This window comes from Novosphingobium aureum, from assembly GCF_015865035.1.
GTDB lineage: Bacteria > Pseudomonadota > Alphaproteobacteria > Sphingomonadales > Sphingomonadaceae > Novosphingobium > Novosphingobium aureum.
In genome coordinates, this window is the sequence record NZ_JADZGI010000006.1 from 1 (window position 1) to 15,978 (window position 15,978).

Here is a 15,978-nt window from a genome sequence, read left to right on the forward strand (position 1 = left end):
TGGGCAGGGGGCACCGTTGCCGGACGAGGTTGCAGATCACGCATTATTGAAGCGTTTTGCCTATCTGCAACCGGCCGATCGCGAGCCAAGTGATCCGGCCCTTGCGCGCTGGAGGCGGGAGGTAAAGTGCGCTTCTGCAGAGGAACTGACCAAGGTTCTGAAGGCCCAGTATATGCCGTCGCCGACGGAGCCAATTGACGTTCGGGTGCTACGTTTTCGCTTGGCTGCGATTACGCGCGATGAACTCAAGGCGCGCGGCGCTGTGTTGCCGCCCGCGCACCCACCGGCCATCGTTCGCGATCATTCCATCATGTCAAAGCAGGTGCGCATCGCTGAACTCGCGGCACTCTGGCGGGCGGGCGATAGCCTTGCTCTTCACGGCGATGCCGAACTTGCCGGTGCGGTCGACTATATGAGGCGAACCCGGGCTCGTCTCTTGGCCGAGGGAAATTCTCCCGAGTTGGTCGACGACTTGATGGAACAACTTCACGAGAAAATTGGCGATGAGTTGTCCGGAGGGCAGGTTGTAAAGCGTCAAACCGCACCTGCATATGATGCGCCTGGTCGGGAATATGGCAAAGATTTTGACCTGGGATCGCCCCGAGAGACGGCCCCAAATATCCGCTAGCGCTTGTGCCTGCGCTTTTTCCGATAGGCGCCCATCCAAGCCAACAGCTGGAAATTTGGTGCGCCTATGAGCGGACATTCTGCTTATGATCGGGGCTAAGACTTTGCCGCCATTCCCTCGCGGCTTGTCGAACGGCAGGTCGTTGCCATGTAGCGGACGCTCGGCATCAGCCCAAGCGGGACCGTTGAACGACAGAGATTGCCGTAAGCAACGGCCTCGATCCGGGTTTTCCCCTATAAACCTAGCGCTTCCTGAGTTCTACCAGAGGAGGGCCGACCGCAAGGAGACATCCCATGCCCCGTGACGACGTGCCCCGTAGCGTCCTGCCCATTCCGGACCAGCCCTACCTGGGCGTGCGACCGCTCTACGCGACCGACGAGGCGGCGAAGTTCCCTCCGATCAAGCCTGTCCGCCCGCCCAAGGGCGCGCCGAACGTGTTGGTGATCCTGATCGACGATGTCGGCTTCGGGGCGTCGTCGGCCTTCGGGGGGCCCTGCCATACGCCCAATCTCGAAAGGCTGGCCAAGAATGGCCTCAAGTATACGCGCTTCCATACGACGGCACTGTGCTCCCCCACCCGCGCGGCGCTGCTGACCGGACGCAACCACCACACAGTGGGCTTCGCCGCCATTTCGGAACTGGCGACCAGCGCGCCGGGGTATACCGGCCTGATCCCCAACACCTGTGCGCCTCTGGCCAAGATGCTTCAGTACAACGGCTATTCGACCGCGCAGTTCGGCAAGTGCCACGAGGTGCCCGCCTACGAGACCAGCGGCGCGGGACCGTTCAACCACTGGCCCACCGGCCAGGGCTTCGAGCATTTCTACGGTTTCGTCGGGGGCGAGACGCATCAGTATTATCCCGCCATCTACGAGGGCACCACGCCCATCGAACCCGAGTCAACGCCCGAGGAAGGCTATCACTTCACCGCGGACATGACCGACAAGTGCATCAACTGGATCATGCAGCAGAAGGCGCTGCTGCCGGACAAGCCCTTTTTCACCTACTTCGCGCCCGGTGCGACCCATGCGCCGCACCACGTGCCCGCCGAATGGGCCGACAAGTACAAAGGCAAGTTCGCCAAGGGCTGGGACAAGGTCCGCGAGGAAACCTACAAGCGCCAGCTCGAACTGGGCGTCATCCCCAAGGACGCCCAACTGACGCCGAGGCACGACGAGATCCCCTCCTGGGACAAGATGCCCGACGACATGAAGCCGGTGCTGGAACGGCAGATGGAAGTCTATGCCGGCTTCCTCGAGCACACCGACCACTATGTCGGCGAACTCATCGATGCGCTCGAGCGCATGGAGATCCTCGATGACACCCTGATCTACTACATCGTCGGCGACAACGGCGCCTCCGCCGAGGGCACGCTCAACGGCACGCTCAACGAATTGCTGATCTTCAACGCGATCACCGGCGTGGAGACGGCCGAATCGCTGAAGGAGAACCTCGACAAGTTCGGCGGCCCCGACAGCTTCGGGCATTATTCTTACGGCTGGGCGCATGCCATGTGTACGCCGTACCAATGGACCAAGCAGATCGCCTCGCACTGGGGCGGGACACGCAACGGCATGGTCGTGCACTGGCCGGCTGGCATCAAGGCCAAGGGCGAGATCCGCCATCAGTTCCACCACGTCATCGATTTCGCGCCGACGGTGCTGGAAGTCGCCGGATTGCCTCACCCGCAATTCGTGGAAGGGGTCGCGCAAACGCCGATCCACGGCACCAGCATGGCCTATTCCTTCGATGACCCCGATGCCGACGAGCGGCACAAGACCCAGTACTTCGAGATCATGTGCAACCGCGGGATCTACCACGAAGGCTGGGTCGCCTGCGCCAAGCATGCCGTTCCTTGGGACCCGGTGAGCAACCCGAATCTCAAGGACGACGACTGGGAGCTCTACGACGTCAGCAAGGACTGGAGCGAGGCGAAGAACCGCGCGGCGGAGATGCCCGAGAAGCTCAAGGACCTCCAGGACCTGTTCCTGCTGGAGGCGGACAAGTACCTCGTCACGCCGCTCGATCCCCGTCGAACCGAGCGCTTCAATGCAGAGATCGCCGGAAGGCCCGAACTGATCACCGGCAACAAGCAGATATTCGGCCCGACGATGAAGCGTCTCTCCGAGAACTCCGTCCTCGTCATCAAGAACAAGTCGCACTCGGTGACCGCGCAGATCGCGGTCGGCGACAGGAAGCCGGAAGGCACCATCATCTCGCAGGGCGGCAAGTTCGGCGGCTGGGCGCTCTATGCCAAGGAAGGAAAGCTCAAGTACTGCTACAACTACATGGCGCTTGCCGATCACTACGCCGAATCCGACATCGAGCTGCCCCAGGGCGAATACCAGGTACGGATGGAATTCGCCTATGACGGCGGCGGGGTCGGCAAGGGCGGCACCGCCAGCCTGTTCATCGACGGGAAGAAGTGCGGCGAATGCCGGGTCGATGCCACGGCATCGAGCACGTTCTCGCTCGACGAGACGCTCGACGTCGGCATCGAGACGGGCACCGCGGTGGCGAAGGATGTCGATCCGGCCAAGAGCAAATTCAACGCGACGATCAAGTGGGTCCAGCTCGACGTCGGCGAGGATGACCATAACCACCTCATCAGCGAGGAGGAACGCTTCCACGTCGCCATGGCGCGGCAGTAGGTGCCAGCCCCCGCAACGGCCGCTCTGGCTGCTCGCGGGGGACTTGTCCGCCCTGTTCAAGTATACGGCGGCGCCTCTCCATTTCCGGCTGTAAGCCCCCTTCGCTGATGGAACATTGTTCCGTCGTGATAGTGAGCCGCTTTAACGTATGGTATTTCCTGATCACCAGCTCCGCGCGTGCGATTGTCCAGCACAGACGCAGAGATGCGCTGCGCCATCTTTCATGCTGCTGGGCTGGCGCCGACGATGCTCGATCGAATGACGCCCGATCAATCAGGTGGACTGGAGGCGAAAGGCCACGACCTGTTCGAATGGGGGCCACCGCGCGGTCTACCCGCGCTTGTCGGCATGCCGGTGCCCGCACTCCGCACGGTGCGCGTTCGCGCCGTCTTCGCGCTGGCGCTCGGCTGGTTGCCGCTCCTGTTGCTGATCCTGTTGGCTCCAGGCCATGACCGGTCCAGCGACCTGCGCCATTTCCTGTACGATGTCGGCGTCCATGCCCGCTTCGCTTTCGCCGTGCCGATCCTGCTGCTCGCCCACGTCGGAACCGCGCGGCGGCTCGATCTGGTGGTACGGCATTTCGTCATCTCTGGTCTGTTGCCAGCCCATGCAATCGGTCGGATGAGGGACGAACTGGCAAGCACGCGCGCTGCGGTGCGCTCGCCATGGGCCGAAATGCTGGTGCTGGTGCTTGCCTATGCGGTCATTCTGGGGGTGCTCGCGGCCGGCATATCCACCCATCGCCTGCCGGTCTGGGCGATGCTCGGACAGAACCGGTTATCGGCGGCCGGATGGTGGCATATGCTGGTCAGCGTGCCCCTGTTGCTGATGCTGCTCCTGGGCTGGCTATGGCGGATCCTGCTGTGGACCCGGCTGCTGTACAAGGTGGCAGGGATGGACCTGCGGCTGATCGTTGCCCATCCCGACAATGCCGGCGGGCTGGGCTTTCTGGCGCAGTCGGTCCGCGCGTTCAGCCTTTTTGCGCTAGGCGTCGGCTGCATCACCGCGGGCCGCTTCGCCAATGCCCATCTGCAAGGAACGACGACGCCGCTGACCGACGGCTTGCTGATTGGCGGCACGGTTGCGCTCGTGCTGCTGCTGTGCGTTGCACCGTTGGCCGTATTCGGGCCGGTGATGGCACGGGTCTGGCGGCGCAATGCGATGTATTATGGCGCGCTGGCAGTGGCGCTGGGCCGGTCGTTTGAGGATCGCTGGTTCGACGGGCCGGCGCAGGAGCAGCCAGACCTTCTTTCCGCGCCCGACTTCTCGGCGGCGGCCGACCTCTACGGCGTTGTATCCAACGTCCATGCAATGCGCTTCCTGCCCGTCGACTTGCGCAGCCTTGTGATCCTGCTCGCGGCGGCGTTGGCGCCGTTCCTGGTCGCGATGTTCGTCTCGATGCCAACCGCCATGGTGGTCGAGGAACTGAAGGGAATACTGGTCTAGGTGGCGTGGACACGATCCGCGCGTGAGCGCGCGTCAGCCCTGCGCACGCCGGATGGGGAAGAAAGGGGCAGCGTTGCCGCTGCCCCGCCCGTTTCATTCGATGTGCTGGGCAAAGGCGAGGTAGCGGGCCTTGAGTTCGTCTTCCTCGCTTTCGGTGAGGTCCCTCGGCGCCAGCTTGATGTCCACGCGTTCGATCTTGGCGCCGGTGAACGAGAACGGCGGCTTGTACTCGTGCGAGACGGGTGAGCCGCTGTCGCCGCCGATGCCGAAGGTGTCGACGCCGAACCGGCCCGCGACGGTGTTCTCGATCCTCTCGTGGGCGACTTCCTCGCCATCGATCATCATCACGGCCTCGCCGCCCTTGCCTAGCCCGCCGCCATCATAGGCAAAGGCCAGTTCGATCTTCGCCTTGCCCTTGGGCAGCGGCTTCTTCGAGACGACGCTGGTGCGCTCCTTCTCGAAGTAATTGTAGTGATAGACCGGTTTCCCGTCCTTCACGTAGAGCACGAAACCGGCCGACATCCCGCCAGCTGCCAGGATCACGCCTTCGGCCTTGCCGTCGGCATTGTCGATCTCGGCGATGATCGTGTGCGAGCGGTTCTTGGTGTTGGGCGCCGCCGTTTCCGGCAGGCGATAGGCGCCGGCGTAATAGGTGAACTCTGTCCGGTTTGGATCCGAGCCGCCCGCCGAAGGCTTGGGCTCGGTGAGGCGGCCCGCGCCGCGATCGTCGAGCGGATAGACGCCGTACTTCTCCGCCTCGCCGTCCCAGATCTTCTTGAGTTCTTCGAGCTTGTCCGGGTGCTCCCTCGCCAGGTTCTTGGCTTCGGAGAAGTCCTCGTCAATGTTGTAGAGCTCCCAGTTGTCCTTCTCCCAGTTGCCCGGAGCATAGTCCTGCCGCCAGGGGAAGCTGTGCTGGGCGCAGGCGATCCAGCCCTGGTCGTAGATCGCCCGGTTGGAGAACACCTCGAAATACTGGCGTTCGCGCACGGCATGGGCATCGGCGGCGGTGAACGTGGAAGTGATCGAGACACCGTCCATCGGCTTCTGCTCGACGCCGTTGACGTGGGTCGGCGCCGGGATGCCAGCGGCATCCAGCAGGGTAGGCACAATGTCGATCAGGTGGGTGAACTGCGGGCGGATGCCGCCCTTGTCCTTGATCTTCTCGGGCCAGGAAATGACCATCGGATTGCGCGTGCCGCCGAAGTGCGAGGGCACCTGCTTGACCCACTGGAACGGCGCGTTGCCGCACCATGCCCAGCCAAGGGGGTAGTGCGGCTCGGTTCCCGGGCCGCCGATCTCGTCGTAGATTTTGAGATTATCCTCGATCGTCGATGGGACGCCATTCAGGTTCATGATCTCATTGACCGTACCGGTGAAGCCGCCCTCCGACGAGGCGCCGTTATCGCCGACGATGTAGATGATGACCGTGTTATCGGCATCCGGTAGCTGCTTCACCGCCTCGATAAGCCGTCCGCATTCGGCATCGGCGTAGGAGAGGTAGCCGGCGAAGTTCTCCATGAAGCGTGCGAACAGCTTCTTTTCGTTGTCGGACAGGCCGTCCCAGTCCTGCACCCAGTCGGGCTTCGCGGTCAGTTCGGTGCCTTCGGGAATGATCCCGCCGTCAAGCTGGCGTTGGTAGGTTTCCTCGCGGACCTTCTCCCACCCGGCATCGAACTGCCCCTTGAACTTGTCGCGCCATTCGGTCGGGGCGTGGTGCGGCGCGTGCGCGGCACCGGGGGCGAAATAGCAGAGGAACGGCTTGTCTGGCGCGACCGACTTGGAATAGCGGATCCAGTTGATCGCGCGGTCGGTCAGGTCCTCCATCAGGTGGTAGCCCTCTTCGGGCGACCTGTCGGGCTCGACCGCAACGGTGTTCTCGAACAGCACCGGATAGTACTGGTGCGTCTCGCCGCTGATGAAGCCGTAGAAATAGTCGAAGCCCATGCCGGTGGGCCAGCGGTCGAAGGGGCCGGCGACGCTCGATTCCCAGTCCGGCGTGTTGTGGTTCTTGCCGAACCACGAGGTCGCATAGCCGTTCTCCTTCAGGATGCGGCCGAGCGACGCCGTCGTCTGCGGAATCATGTTGTTGTAGCTGGGATAGCCCGTCGCATATTCGGACAGGAAGCCGGTGCCGCAGTTGTGGTGGTTGCGCCCGGTGATCAGCGCCGCGCGTGAAGGGCCGCAGATCGCGGTGGTGTGAAAGCGGGTATAGCGCAGTCCTTCTGCCGCCAGCTTGTCGAGCGCGCCGGTCGGCACCGGCCCCCCGAACGTGCTGACCTGCCCGAAGCCGACATCGTCGAGCAGGATGAGCACGACGTTGGGCGCGCCCTCCGGAGGCTTCGGCAGCTCAGGCCACGCACTTTGGGATTCCTTGTAACTCTTGCCGATCTTGCCGGTGAAAGCGGGCTCGGCGAGGGGAAGCTTGCTCCGGTCGATGGAAGGCATGGTCGAGTGACTCCGGTCAGGGGCGTACTTCGTTGTTCCACGTCGATGAGGGTGAGACTATCGGGGTTTACACCCAGCCATCCGCAGGCCGACCCGCGCCATTCAGCAGTGATGAAGGTATTTTCGCTTGGCGCACTCTGCAACTGAATCTGGAGCTTCAGTAAGGTAAGCCAGACCGGCAGGGGTAAGAGCGTCAACTCAGCCCCCGAACGACCTATAGGGGCGCGTAGCAAACAAGCACTGTCCCGCCTGCGAAAGACCGGTTCCGGCGTCAGCGGACATTCCAGCGACCTCACCGGAATGGCGTGAGCTGGGCGGCAGCCGCCTCCGAGTGACCGTCAGCTATCCCGAGACCCGAGTCCAAACCGGACGGTCGCCTACCGGCCCAATCAGGCTGTTGGGATCATCACGGAAAATAGGTCCTTGAACAACATGTGCGCTGTTTGCCGGGGGGCGTGATTGGCTGTCGTCTGAAGCGCTTTGACCACTGGCATGTTCAGAGGCCTGCCGCTGGCTCCGGGTATTCCCGCTTCGCTTTCCCCACTCGCCTCCGCAGCCGTGATGACGCGAAGGCTTCGCGCCGGAACGGAAGGATCGGGCCGGATCGTCGGCATCGCTGGCGCTTGCACCTTCGTCAGCGCGAGCATGTCCTTCTCCTGATAGTAGCGGATCTTCTTGCCGTAGACGGGCGGGATGCCCGAGCGCAGTACGATCAGATCCTTCTCGGGCAGCAAGAGCAGCTCTTGCGGGAGCAGGAGCGCGCGGCGCTGATCGGATTCCGATACCGAACCCCCTCCGCGCCCCCAGGCGCCGAACGAGCGGGACTTGGCGCGGAAGGTGTAGGTGCCCAGGCGCTCCGAGACGTTCTTGGCGTCATTGATCTCCTTGGGCCGCATGACGATCTGCACGCCGCAGTTCGCGGAGATCTCCTTGGCAACCTTGTCGCCGTAGATGTGGTCGAGCTGGGAGAAGTTCTGGATTACGGGGAGGAGGCGGATGCCATAACCCGCCACATAGCTGAAGCCGCTGGCGATGACCGAGGCCCGACCGAGGCGTGTGAACTCGTCGAGCAGGAGGAGCAGGCGCACGTTGTGCCGGTCGGCTGAGGGCAGCTCGCGCACGTTGAGGTCGATGAGTTGCTGGAAGAGCAGGTTGTAGATCGGCGCGACCCGCTCGAGGTCATCGGGCGAGACGCCGAGGTAGAGCGAGATCCGCTTGTCGCGGAACTGGCGCAGATCGAAGTCGCTCTCGGCCGTTGCCGCATCGACATAGGGGTTGAGCCAGAGGTTGATCTTGGCCGTCACAGACTGGCGAATGGACGTGAACGTGTTGTCCGACGAGGAAATCCAGTCGCGCAGTGCAGAAATGCAGGCGCCAGAGAGAGGCTTTCCGGCCTGTTCGCGCTGCTTGATGATCTTGGGGAAGCGGCGCCTGGCATCGCCGGCGGCGAACTGGCGGTAAACCTCGCCGATCGTGAAGGGCAGGGCGTCCTCGCCATCGTCGACGGTGGCCGCGACATAGGCCGAGACCCCAAGGAAGGCGGTGCGCGCGCTTTCGGCCCAGAAATTGTCGCCAGTCAGGGGGAGCGGGAACAGCATGGCCCCGATCTTCTGCAACTCATTGATGATCTCGACGGGATCGCGCCGGTTGATGTGCCCAAGCGGATTGTAGCGGCAGGTCCGTCCTTCCCCGTCGAGCGGGTTGAACAGGAGCGTCTTCTGGCGAAGCTGCCTGGCCCGATAGCCCGAGGTCAGGTCCCAGTTCTCCTGCTTCACATCGAGGACCACGACGGAATCGGGCCACGACAGCAGGTTCGGGATCACGACGCCCACGCCCTTGCCGGCCCGGGTCGGCGCTTCGAGCATGACATGCTCGGTTCCGCCGAAGCGCAGGAACCTGGCATTGAAGCGTCCCAGGATGATGCCGGCGCTTTCGAGAAGGCCAGCACCCTTCACTTCGCCAAAGCGCGCCCAGCGCGCCTCGCCGTGCAGCTTTTGCGCGGTGAACATCGAGGCGAAGACGCCGACCAGACACAGGAAGAAACTGATCCCGAAGCCAAAAAGGAACGGCTGCCAGACGATCGGCATGGATTTCATCGACCAGAGCGCGCCAGGCACCTTCGCCCAGGGTGTTTGGATCGAGAGCAGATGCGCGCGCCACAGCACCGTGACCGCGCCGATCGCGGCACTGACCACGAGGCCCACGATCATGAGAAACGCAATGGCGCCCGGTTGGGACGCCCCCGGATTGCGAACCATCTTGCCACTCATGGGCCACTCCTTTGGTTGTCAGTCGTGAGGTTTACCGGCCGGATCGAACCACACTTCGGTCATCCGGTAGCGGGCCGGTCGGCCGTCGCTGGGCGGAAGGCGGTGCATCTGCACCACAATGTCGACGAGCGAGCGCAGCAGGGCGCGAATGTCGTGGCGGTCGAGGTCGTTGCCGCCTTCGGATTCCTTGACGAGCAAAGTGAGCTGCTCGAGCGCGCCTTCAGCGGTATTGGCGTGGACGGTCGTGATCGAGCCGGGATGCCCGCTGTTGACGTTGCGCAGGTAGAAGAAGGCCGTTCCGTCGCGCAGCTCCTGAAGGAGAATGCGATCGGGCCGCATACGCAGGGCCGATTCCAGCAGCTCCTTCGCGCCTGCCTTCTGCAGACCGTGCCCATCCTTGGAATACATCATGTGGACCCGGTTGCGCTGGGGCACGACCAGTTCGCGGGTATCCTCGATCGTCAGCACGCGCTCGAAGTCGGGGATCAACTTGATGAGGGCCTTGGAGAAGGTCGTCTTACCCGAGCCGGTCGCCCCGGAAATCAGGATGTTCTTGCGCGCCTCCACGGCGAGCTTGAAGAAGCCGTTCCAGTCGCCCGCAGCGCGGTAGGCCAGCAGGGCATCATCGACCGCGTTGGCCGCGCCGTGCGCTTTCACTTCGCTGAAGAGGCCCGAGCGGTCGAGGTCGCCAAGGTCCATCGCCGTGTTTGAGGCCTTGCGGATGGTGATCGAGACGAAGCCGCGCTCGATGGCGGGTGGGATCACGACCTGGGCACGCTCGCCGCCCGGCAGGACCGAGGAGCAGATGGGGTAGTCCTCGCTAATGTCCTGCTTGGTCAGGCCTGCAATGAGGCGGGCCAGCGTCATGAGGCTGGCGTGATCGAGCGAGGGCGCTTCATGCCATTCCCAGCCCTTGCGGGTTTCGACGCCGATCACGCCCGGTTCGTTGATGACCAGTTCGGTCACGTCCTCGCGATCGAGGAGCGGTTGCAGCGGGGCTGCGTTGTGCTGGTAGATCGCAGAGACGTTTGCCATCGTTCAGCGCCGCAGCTTAAGGTCATAGACCGGGCTGAAATCGAAGTCCTTGGCGACGAAGATGGCGGCGGTATCGCCCTGGTTCTTCTTCAGGATCGGCTTGATGTTCTTGCTGTCCTGAAGGATCGTGTTGCCCATCTCGCTGGGCACCTGCGTCGTGTAGGTGCCTTCGTTCGCAACGGCGCGACCGGCGATGTTGGAGGCGTCCTCGAGCACGCTCATCATGAGAGCTGCGCCGAAGCGCGCCCAGAACTGCGTATCTACCCCGCCTGACATACCCGAGCGGCCGAGAGTGTCGGCCGCAGGCGAACCAAGGTCGATCGCGACCCCGCGCGGGGTGAGCGCGCGGGTCCACAGCACGAACATGCGCGCCTGACCTTGCGTGATGCCACCCGAATATTGCCCCAGGACCTTGGTGCCCTTGTCGAGCAGGACAACGCGGCCGTCTTCGGAATAGACGTCGTGGTTTATGACGCACGAGACGAACCCGGCCTGTGTCGAGTTGATCGCGGTTTGTAAGGTGCAGGGAATGACCGTGCCGGCGCTCAGCAGGAAGTCACGGTTCTTGATGAGCGAGGCGCGCACTGTCTCGATCTTCGCGTGCCCGAGCTGGTCGGTGAAGTCCGTTGAGCCCTTGCTGCCCGAACCCGTGCCCGTATGGTCATCCGAGGGCGGGCCAAAGCCGCTGGCGCCGAAGTTGCGCGGGCCGCTCTCCTGGGCCTGCGCACTCGCAGCGGCTGCGCTCCCCGTTGGCGACGCTGTTGAGGTGGACGCCGTGAGGCCGTTAGCCTGGTAGGCCATGATCGGGGACCGGCGCGCGGCATCGGCCATCTTCAGGCGCTCCTCATAGCGCTTCTGGGCAAGGCTTTCCGCGCCACTGGCCGTCTCGCCCGTTGCAGGGACCGGGTTGCCGTTGGCATCGGTGGTCTGCTGTCCCAGGACCGGACGGCCGAAGACGTCGGTCTGAGCGCTGCCCGCTTGTCCAAGCTGGCCTGCGAGGGCCGCACGCTGCGCGGCGGGTGAGGCCACCACGTCATCGACGCTCTTCTGGCTGGCTTGCGCGGGCTCCTCGGCTGCTTTCGCCGACACGGCGTTGTGAAAGACGCCGTAGCCGATGAAAATGCCAAGAATGGTCGCGACCAGGCCGACACCGGCGCCGACGAAGGCGACGTTGCCCCAATTGGTGCCACTGCGACCCGCAGGCGATCCGCTCTCTTCGGGAATGGAATCGACGGGTGCGAGTTCACCGCCGCGATCAATGACGTTCTCGGCCATGTTACTGCCCCTTCACTTTGCGTTCGACGATGTTGGAGACGGTGCCCGTGCGCTCGGCGCGATCGTTGCGGGGCGGGGCCTCGTTGTAGATCGCAAGGACCGCCTTGCCCCGGCGCAGGCGCAGTTCGCGGTAGACGGCGTGGATCACCACGAAGTCGTCGCGCACGTCGTAGGGTACGATCGTCTCGCTTCCGTCCACGTCGACGGCGAAGATCGAGGGAATGTCGGCGTGGCCGGGGAAACGCATCGCCGTGAACTCGCCGTTGTCGGAGATTTCGCTGGGTTGCAGCGAGGCATCGCCCTGCTCGGTGTAGTTGAAATTGCGCTTGCCCTCGATCACCGCGTGATCGAGCGCGGTCTTGACGATCCGGCTCTGCATGGCCTGAGCGGCTTGAGCCTGTGCCATCTGGGCCTGCTCGGCGCTCATCGCCTGCTCCGCTTGTGGGTAGTGGAAGCGAATGCCGTACATCGTGGCCGAGGTGCCGAGCGCCAGGTTGAAGTGGTAGGTGCGGGTCATCCCACCTTCTTGGGTTAGGACGATGAGGTTCGTTCCGGCCGCCTTTTCACGAGGTTTCAGGAAGACGACATTGCCGACCGGCGCGATCTGCCAGGAGATCGTGTCGCCAAGGGCGGCCTGCGTGACCGTTTCGCCCGCGCCGAACTGGATCTCGATCGCGTGGCGAAACTGGCCGACGACGCTCACCACCTGGTCGGGATCGTAATCGACCGTGCGCACCCGCGCGTCCTTCTCGCCTGCAACGGGCGTTTCGGCTGCAAAGCTGGCATGAGGCGCGAGTGTAACGATGACGGTGCCGGCAAGGCTGAAGGTCACCAGCTTGCGCCAGATCGCGTTGACCCCGCGCCAGAACGGGCTCCTGGCGCCCGACGAAGTAAGGGCGACCTTGGTGTCCGCAGGCGACAGGCGCCGGGCGACCTTTTCGCGAAGGACGGGGAGGAAGGGCGTGGGGGTGTTGTCACCGCTTTCGGGCGTCTTGGGCGCATCGCTCATGTCAGGTCTCCGGGTCCGAGTGGAAATTCACGACCTCGAAGCCGAGCGGATTGATCAGCCGGTCCTTCTCCAGCGTGGGCGCTGTCGTGAACTTGAAGGTGAGGGTGGCGGTCCAGTTCTGCGCCGTGGGCGTGTTCTGGCCCATCGTGACGAGTTTGGCGTAGCGGACCTGCGCGACGGTCGGGCTCAGGAAGCTGATCGCGCGAATGTGGATCGAGACGAAGCCCTTGTCCCCGTAGATGTTGGAGGGGGCCTTCTCGTTGCTCGACTTGACGCTATCGAGGTAGCGCGAGCCTTCCGCCTTGTCGCTCATGAGCATGACCGCATAGGCGTTCTCGCGCGCGGCATCGTCGAGCCAGCCTTCGCGCAGGCGAATGTACTGCGCCACGAAGAAGCGGTTGACCGCATCGTCATAGGTCTGGGGCTGGGGGCCTTTGAGCGCGGTCACGACCTGCGTTTCTCCGGTCGATTTGTCGACGCGGATCACATAGGGCTCGACGGTCTTGAGCGGGGCCAGCATGGCGACCGCTCCGGTCGAGACAAGCGCCATGGCGCAGGCGCATCCGGCGACAGTCCAGGCAACCCGCCGGGACTGGATTGCGGCGCGCATCCGGTCGTATTCGAACGTCCGTGCGCTTTCGAGGTACGTGCCTTTGTCGGCGGCTTTGACCTGGGCCATGAGACGTTTCCTTATGAGCAGGGAAGGTAGGACAGCTCGATCTCGCGCTCATCGCGCGGCGAGAGAGCAGGGGCGGGCTTTGCAGCCTGGGCCGCGGCGCTCGCGGCGGCTGCGGCCTCTTGCGCTTCGGGCGGAATGGGCGTGTCGCTGGACGGGCTCGGTGCCGGAGTGGCGGGCCACCCGCCGCTCTGCGAGGGCGGGAGCGGCACCGGCAGATTGGGCATGATCGTGCCGTACATGTTGGCCGGGCGTCGGTGCTTGCCGTCGCAAACGGCAGGCGGCTTGATGTGACTCCCGGTGCATCCGCTGAGTGCAAGCGCACCCAACGCTGTGAAAATCAGCGCTTTCATAAAAACTCCGTCAGCAATGTGCCGCGTTAGGGGCGTTCAAAACTCATTCGAAGGCGACCTCATGTTCTTGTGGCGGTGCCGCCTGCGCGACTGGCTGGCGCGGGCGTGCGGGCATTGGCGAGACGGCGGAACATCATGCGGTTGGCGAGGATGTTCATGCCGGTTTGCAGGAAGCCATGGCCGCCAGAAGATGCCCCGCCCGCGATGCCCGCTGCGATCGCAGGGGACTGGAAGAAGAAGATGGTGCCAACGATGTAGATGGCGCAGCACGCGACAGTGGCGGCCATCATCGCCCCAATGTTGAGGTCGGCGGCCGTGCCCTGATCGACGATGAAGGCGGCTGTGCCATCCCCGACAACGGCCATGATGCCATCCATCGACGCTTCCTGAAGGCCGGTGATGAACTTGGTCATGATCGCCATGACGACCATGAGCAGGACGAAGTTCAGGGTCTGCTTGAGCCAGCCATCGAACACGAAGCGCGAGGAATTGAAGAGCAGGCATCCCAGCGCCAGCGGGGCAAGGGCCACGCAGATCGCGACGGAAAGCTTGGCGAAGATGACGACGCAGAATCCGACCGCTGCTGAGAGGAAGCCGAAGACATAGAGCACGGCGATGCAGCCATAGGTGCAGATCGCGGCCTTGAGCTGGATCAGGGGCGTGCGAAAGTCCGTCATTCCTTGAGACGGCAAGTTCTGGATTGCCTGATTGGCGTTTTCGAGGCGCGCCGCGAGCTTGTTGGTGTCCGAGACATAGGTGTCGAACGTCGTGCCCGGGTTGGTGACTGCGGTCCCCGATCCCGCTGCGATGATTTCCGAAGGCAGGTCGGTGACGATGTTTACGACGAAGGCGGTGTACCCGACTGAGCTGGCAACCGCGATCGCGAACCCGACCTTCCCGGCCTGGAACACCAGTTCGCGAAGCGGGGCCTGGATGGCCCCGCGTAGTACCGCAAAGCCCAGCAACAGGAAGTATATGGTCGCGGCCACGCCAAGCGGCGCGGCCACGAAGCTGACAAGTCCAGACCCGAAGCTGGAAACCGCCGAGGTGATGGCGCTTTCGACATAGCCGTACATGGTCGTGAAGAGGACCATGAGATTGACTGAACTGGACGCCATTGGCTGAGCCTTGCCTTGTCGTGAGAGAGCTTGTCAGAGCGAGGGGGCGGCCGGTCACAAGGACCTGGGCCACCCGGTTACTGCGTGTTGCCTCCGAAGGCCTTCACGCTTGCCTCGCCTGCGGCCTTGGCTGCGTTCACCCGCGCGGCCTCGAACGTGGTGAAGCAGAAGTTCTGCTTCTGGTCCGCAGGCAGGTGCGCAAATTCGCCCTCGTTGCACTTGTGCTCCCAATCGGTGAGCAGGTTGGGATCCGCCATGAGTTCCTGTGTCGTGGGGACCTGTACCGGTGCTTCTTGCTGGCAGGCGCACGCCGCGAGCGTGATCGAAAGGGCCATGAGCTTCTTCTTCATCGTCAGTTCCTCAGGGTGTTGGCTTCGTAGAAATTGGCGGCGCTGGCCGCCGTCGCGGCCTCGGCCGCCGAGATCGAGAGGTTGGCCCGCCCCGCCTGCGCCATCTGAAGCGCCTGCATTTTGAGCTGGTCGTTCTGGAGCTGGGCCTGTTCGGCGGCGATGCGCGCCTGAAGGTCCATCACGTCCTTGGGGTCGGTGGCTGTGTCGAGCTTGGCTTGCAGCGTCTGGAGACCCGCCATGCGGGTTTGCGACACCGCCAGCGTGTTCTCGCCAAAGGCGGCCGTCGCGGCGGCCGAGCCGGTCGCGTCCTTGAGCGCCTGGCTGTACGCGGCATCGGCGCTTGTAGTGCCCGAAAGCGTGTACTGCGACTGGATGCTGCTTGCGGATGAGCTGAGCGAGCCGATCTTGGACAGATCACCGCCAAACAGCGTGCCGGCGTCCATCGTCGTGGTGGGCATGATGTTGCGCACCGAGCTGTTCGACAGGTTTGAGGCCACCGAGTTGATGTTGGTGAGCTTTTGCAGCGAGTTGAGCTGATTTTGCGCGGTCTCGATCTGCTGCACGCCCTGGTCGATGATCTTGGCGGTGTTGGTGACAGTCGAGATCGTTTGGAGGTAGGTCGAGGAATCGAACACCGGGATGCCCTGCGCCGCCGCAGGGGGTGCGGCGAGACCGAGCGCGAGCGGCGTGGCCCCCATCAGCACATTGCTCTTGATGCGCAT

At 63.6% G+C, this 15,978-nt stretch carries 12 protein-coding genes and 1 pseudogene; 3 read left to right on the top strand and 10 right to left on the bottom strand.

The annotated features are described in order from the left end of the window. The 3 genes and pseudogenes from I5E68_RS18660 to I5E68_RS18670 form a co-directional block, all read left to right on the top strand. Positions 1-628, top strand: a pseudogene (locus tag I5E68_RS18660) (hypothetical protein); the annotation flags it as partial. A 293-nt stretch (positions 629-921) separates the two neighbouring features. Next, a complete protein-coding gene (locus I5E68_RS18665) occupies positions 922-3,279 on the top strand; it encodes a sulfatase family protein (protein ID WP_197167045.1) in 2,358 nt (785 codons plus the stop codon). Positions 3,280-3,483: 204 nt separating this feature from the next. Further along, entirely contained in the window at positions 3,484-4,725 is a 1,242-nt protein-coding gene (locus I5E68_RS18670; protein WP_228727357.1) for a hypothetical protein, read from the top strand. Between the two features lie 93 nt (positions 4,726-4,818). Here I5E68_RS18670 and I5E68_RS18675 read toward each other — a convergent pair whose 3' ends face one another. The 10 genes from I5E68_RS18675 to I5E68_RS18720 all read right to left on the bottom strand — a co-directional run bounded on the left by I5E68_RS18675 (position 4,819) and on the right by I5E68_RS18720 (position 15,978). Then, entirely contained in the window at positions 4,819-7,170 is a 2,352-nt protein-coding gene (locus I5E68_RS18675; protein WP_197167047.1) for an arylsulfatase, read from the bottom strand. A 389-nt stretch (positions 7,171-7,559) separates the two neighbouring features. Beyond that, positions 7,560-9,440 (bottom strand): type IV secretory system conjugative DNA transfer family protein, encoded by a 1,881-nt coding sequence (locus I5E68_RS18680; protein ID WP_197167049.1) that lies wholly within the window; start codon positions 9,438-9,440, stop codon positions 7,560-7,562. Positions 9,441-9,458: 18 nt separating this feature from the next. Further along, positions 9,459-10,475, bottom strand: coding sequence for a P-type DNA transfer ATPase VirB11 (gene virB11 / locus I5E68_RS18685; protein WP_197167058.1), 1,017 nt, complete (start codon positions 10,473-10,475; stop codon positions 9,459-9,461). 3 nt (positions 10,476-10,478) lie between these two features. Further along, on the bottom strand, positions 10,479-11,750 hold the full coding sequence (gene virB10, locus I5E68_RS18690) for a type IV secretion system protein VirB10 (RefSeq protein WP_197167061.1): 1,272 nt from the start codon (positions 11,748-11,750) through the stop codon (positions 10,479-10,481). A 1-nt stretch (position 11,751) separates the two neighbouring features. After that, positions 11,752-12,759 carry a TrbG/VirB9 family P-type conjugative transfer protein gene (locus I5E68_RS18695; protein WP_197167063.1) on the bottom strand — a complete coding sequence of 336 codons (1,008 nt, stop codon included), beginning with the start codon at positions 12,757-12,759 and terminating at the stop codon, positions 11,752-11,754. Position 12,760: 1 nt separating this feature from the next. Next, positions 12,761-13,438 carry a VirB8 family type IV secretion system protein gene (locus tag I5E68_RS18700; RefSeq protein WP_197167065.1) on the bottom strand — a complete coding sequence of 226 codons (678 nt, stop codon included), beginning with the start codon at positions 13,436-13,438 and terminating at the stop codon, positions 12,761-12,763. 11 nt (positions 13,439-13,449) lie between these two features. Further along, on the bottom strand, positions 13,450-13,788 hold the full coding sequence (locus I5E68_RS18705) for a hypothetical protein (RefSeq protein WP_197167067.1): 339 nt from the start codon (positions 13,786-13,788) through the stop codon (positions 13,450-13,452). A gap of 59 nt (positions 13,789-13,847) precedes the next feature. Beyond that, positions 13,848-14,882 (bottom strand): TrbL/VirB6 family protein, encoded by a 1,035-nt coding sequence (locus I5E68_RS18710; protein WP_197167137.1) that lies wholly within the window; start codon positions 14,880-14,882, stop codon positions 13,848-13,850. A gap of 101 nt (positions 14,883-14,983) precedes the next feature. Next, positions 14,984-15,256, bottom strand: a complete 273-nt coding sequence (locus tag I5E68_RS18715) for a putative periplasmic lipoprotein (RefSeq protein WP_197167069.1) — start codon at positions 15,254-15,256, stop codon at positions 14,984-14,986. Between the two features lie 2 nt (positions 15,257-15,258). Next, a complete protein-coding gene (locus I5E68_RS18720) occupies positions 15,259-15,978 on the bottom strand; it encodes a TrbJ/VirB5 family protein (RefSeq protein WP_197167071.1) in 720 nt (239 codons plus the stop codon).

Coding starts and splice junctions, on each gene's coding strand:
- virB11 (WP_197167058.1), bottom strand. CDS start 10,475: ATGGCAAACGTCTCTGCGATCTACCAGCACAACGCAGCCCCGCTGCAA.
- virB10 (WP_197167061.1), bottom strand. CDS start 11,750: ATGGCCGAGAACGTCATTGATCGCGGCGGTGAACTCGCACCCGTCGAT.
- I5E68_RS18675 (WP_197167047.1), bottom strand. CDS start 7,170: ATGCCTTCCATCGACCGGAGCAAGCTTCCCCTCGCCGAGCCCGCTTTC.
- I5E68_RS18710 (WP_197167137.1), bottom strand. CDS start 14,882: ATGGTCCTCTTCACGACCATGTACGGCTATGTCGAAAGCGCCATCACC.
- I5E68_RS18700 (WP_197167065.1), bottom strand. CDS start 13,438: ATGGCCCAGGTCAAAGCCGCCGACAAAGGCACGTACCTCGAAAGCGCA.
- I5E68_RS18665 (WP_197167045.1), top strand. CDS start 922: ATGCCCCGTGACGACGTGCCCCGTAGCGTCCTGCCCATTCCGGACCAG.
- I5E68_RS18670 (WP_228727357.1), top strand. CDS start 3,484: ATGCGCTGCGCCATCTTTCATGCTGCTGGGCTGGCGCCGACGATGCTC.
- I5E68_RS18715 (WP_197167069.1), bottom strand. CDS start 15,256: ATGAAGAAGAAGCTCATGGCCCTTTCGATCACGCTCGCGGCGTGCGCC.
- I5E68_RS18705 (WP_197167067.1), bottom strand. CDS start 13,788: ATGAAAGCGCTGATTTTCACAGCGTTGGGTGCGCTTGCACTCAGCGGA.
- I5E68_RS18680 (WP_197167049.1), bottom strand. CDS start 9,440: ATGAGTGGCAAGATGGTTCGCAATCCGGGGGCGTCCCAACCGGGCGCC.
- I5E68_RS18695 (WP_197167063.1), bottom strand. CDS start 12,759: ATGAGCGATGCGCCCAAGACGCCCGAAAGCGGTGACAACACCCCCACG.
- I5E68_RS18720 (WP_197167071.1), bottom strand. CDS start 15,978: ATGCGCATCAAGAGCAATGTGCTGATGGGGGCCACGCCGCTCGCGCTC.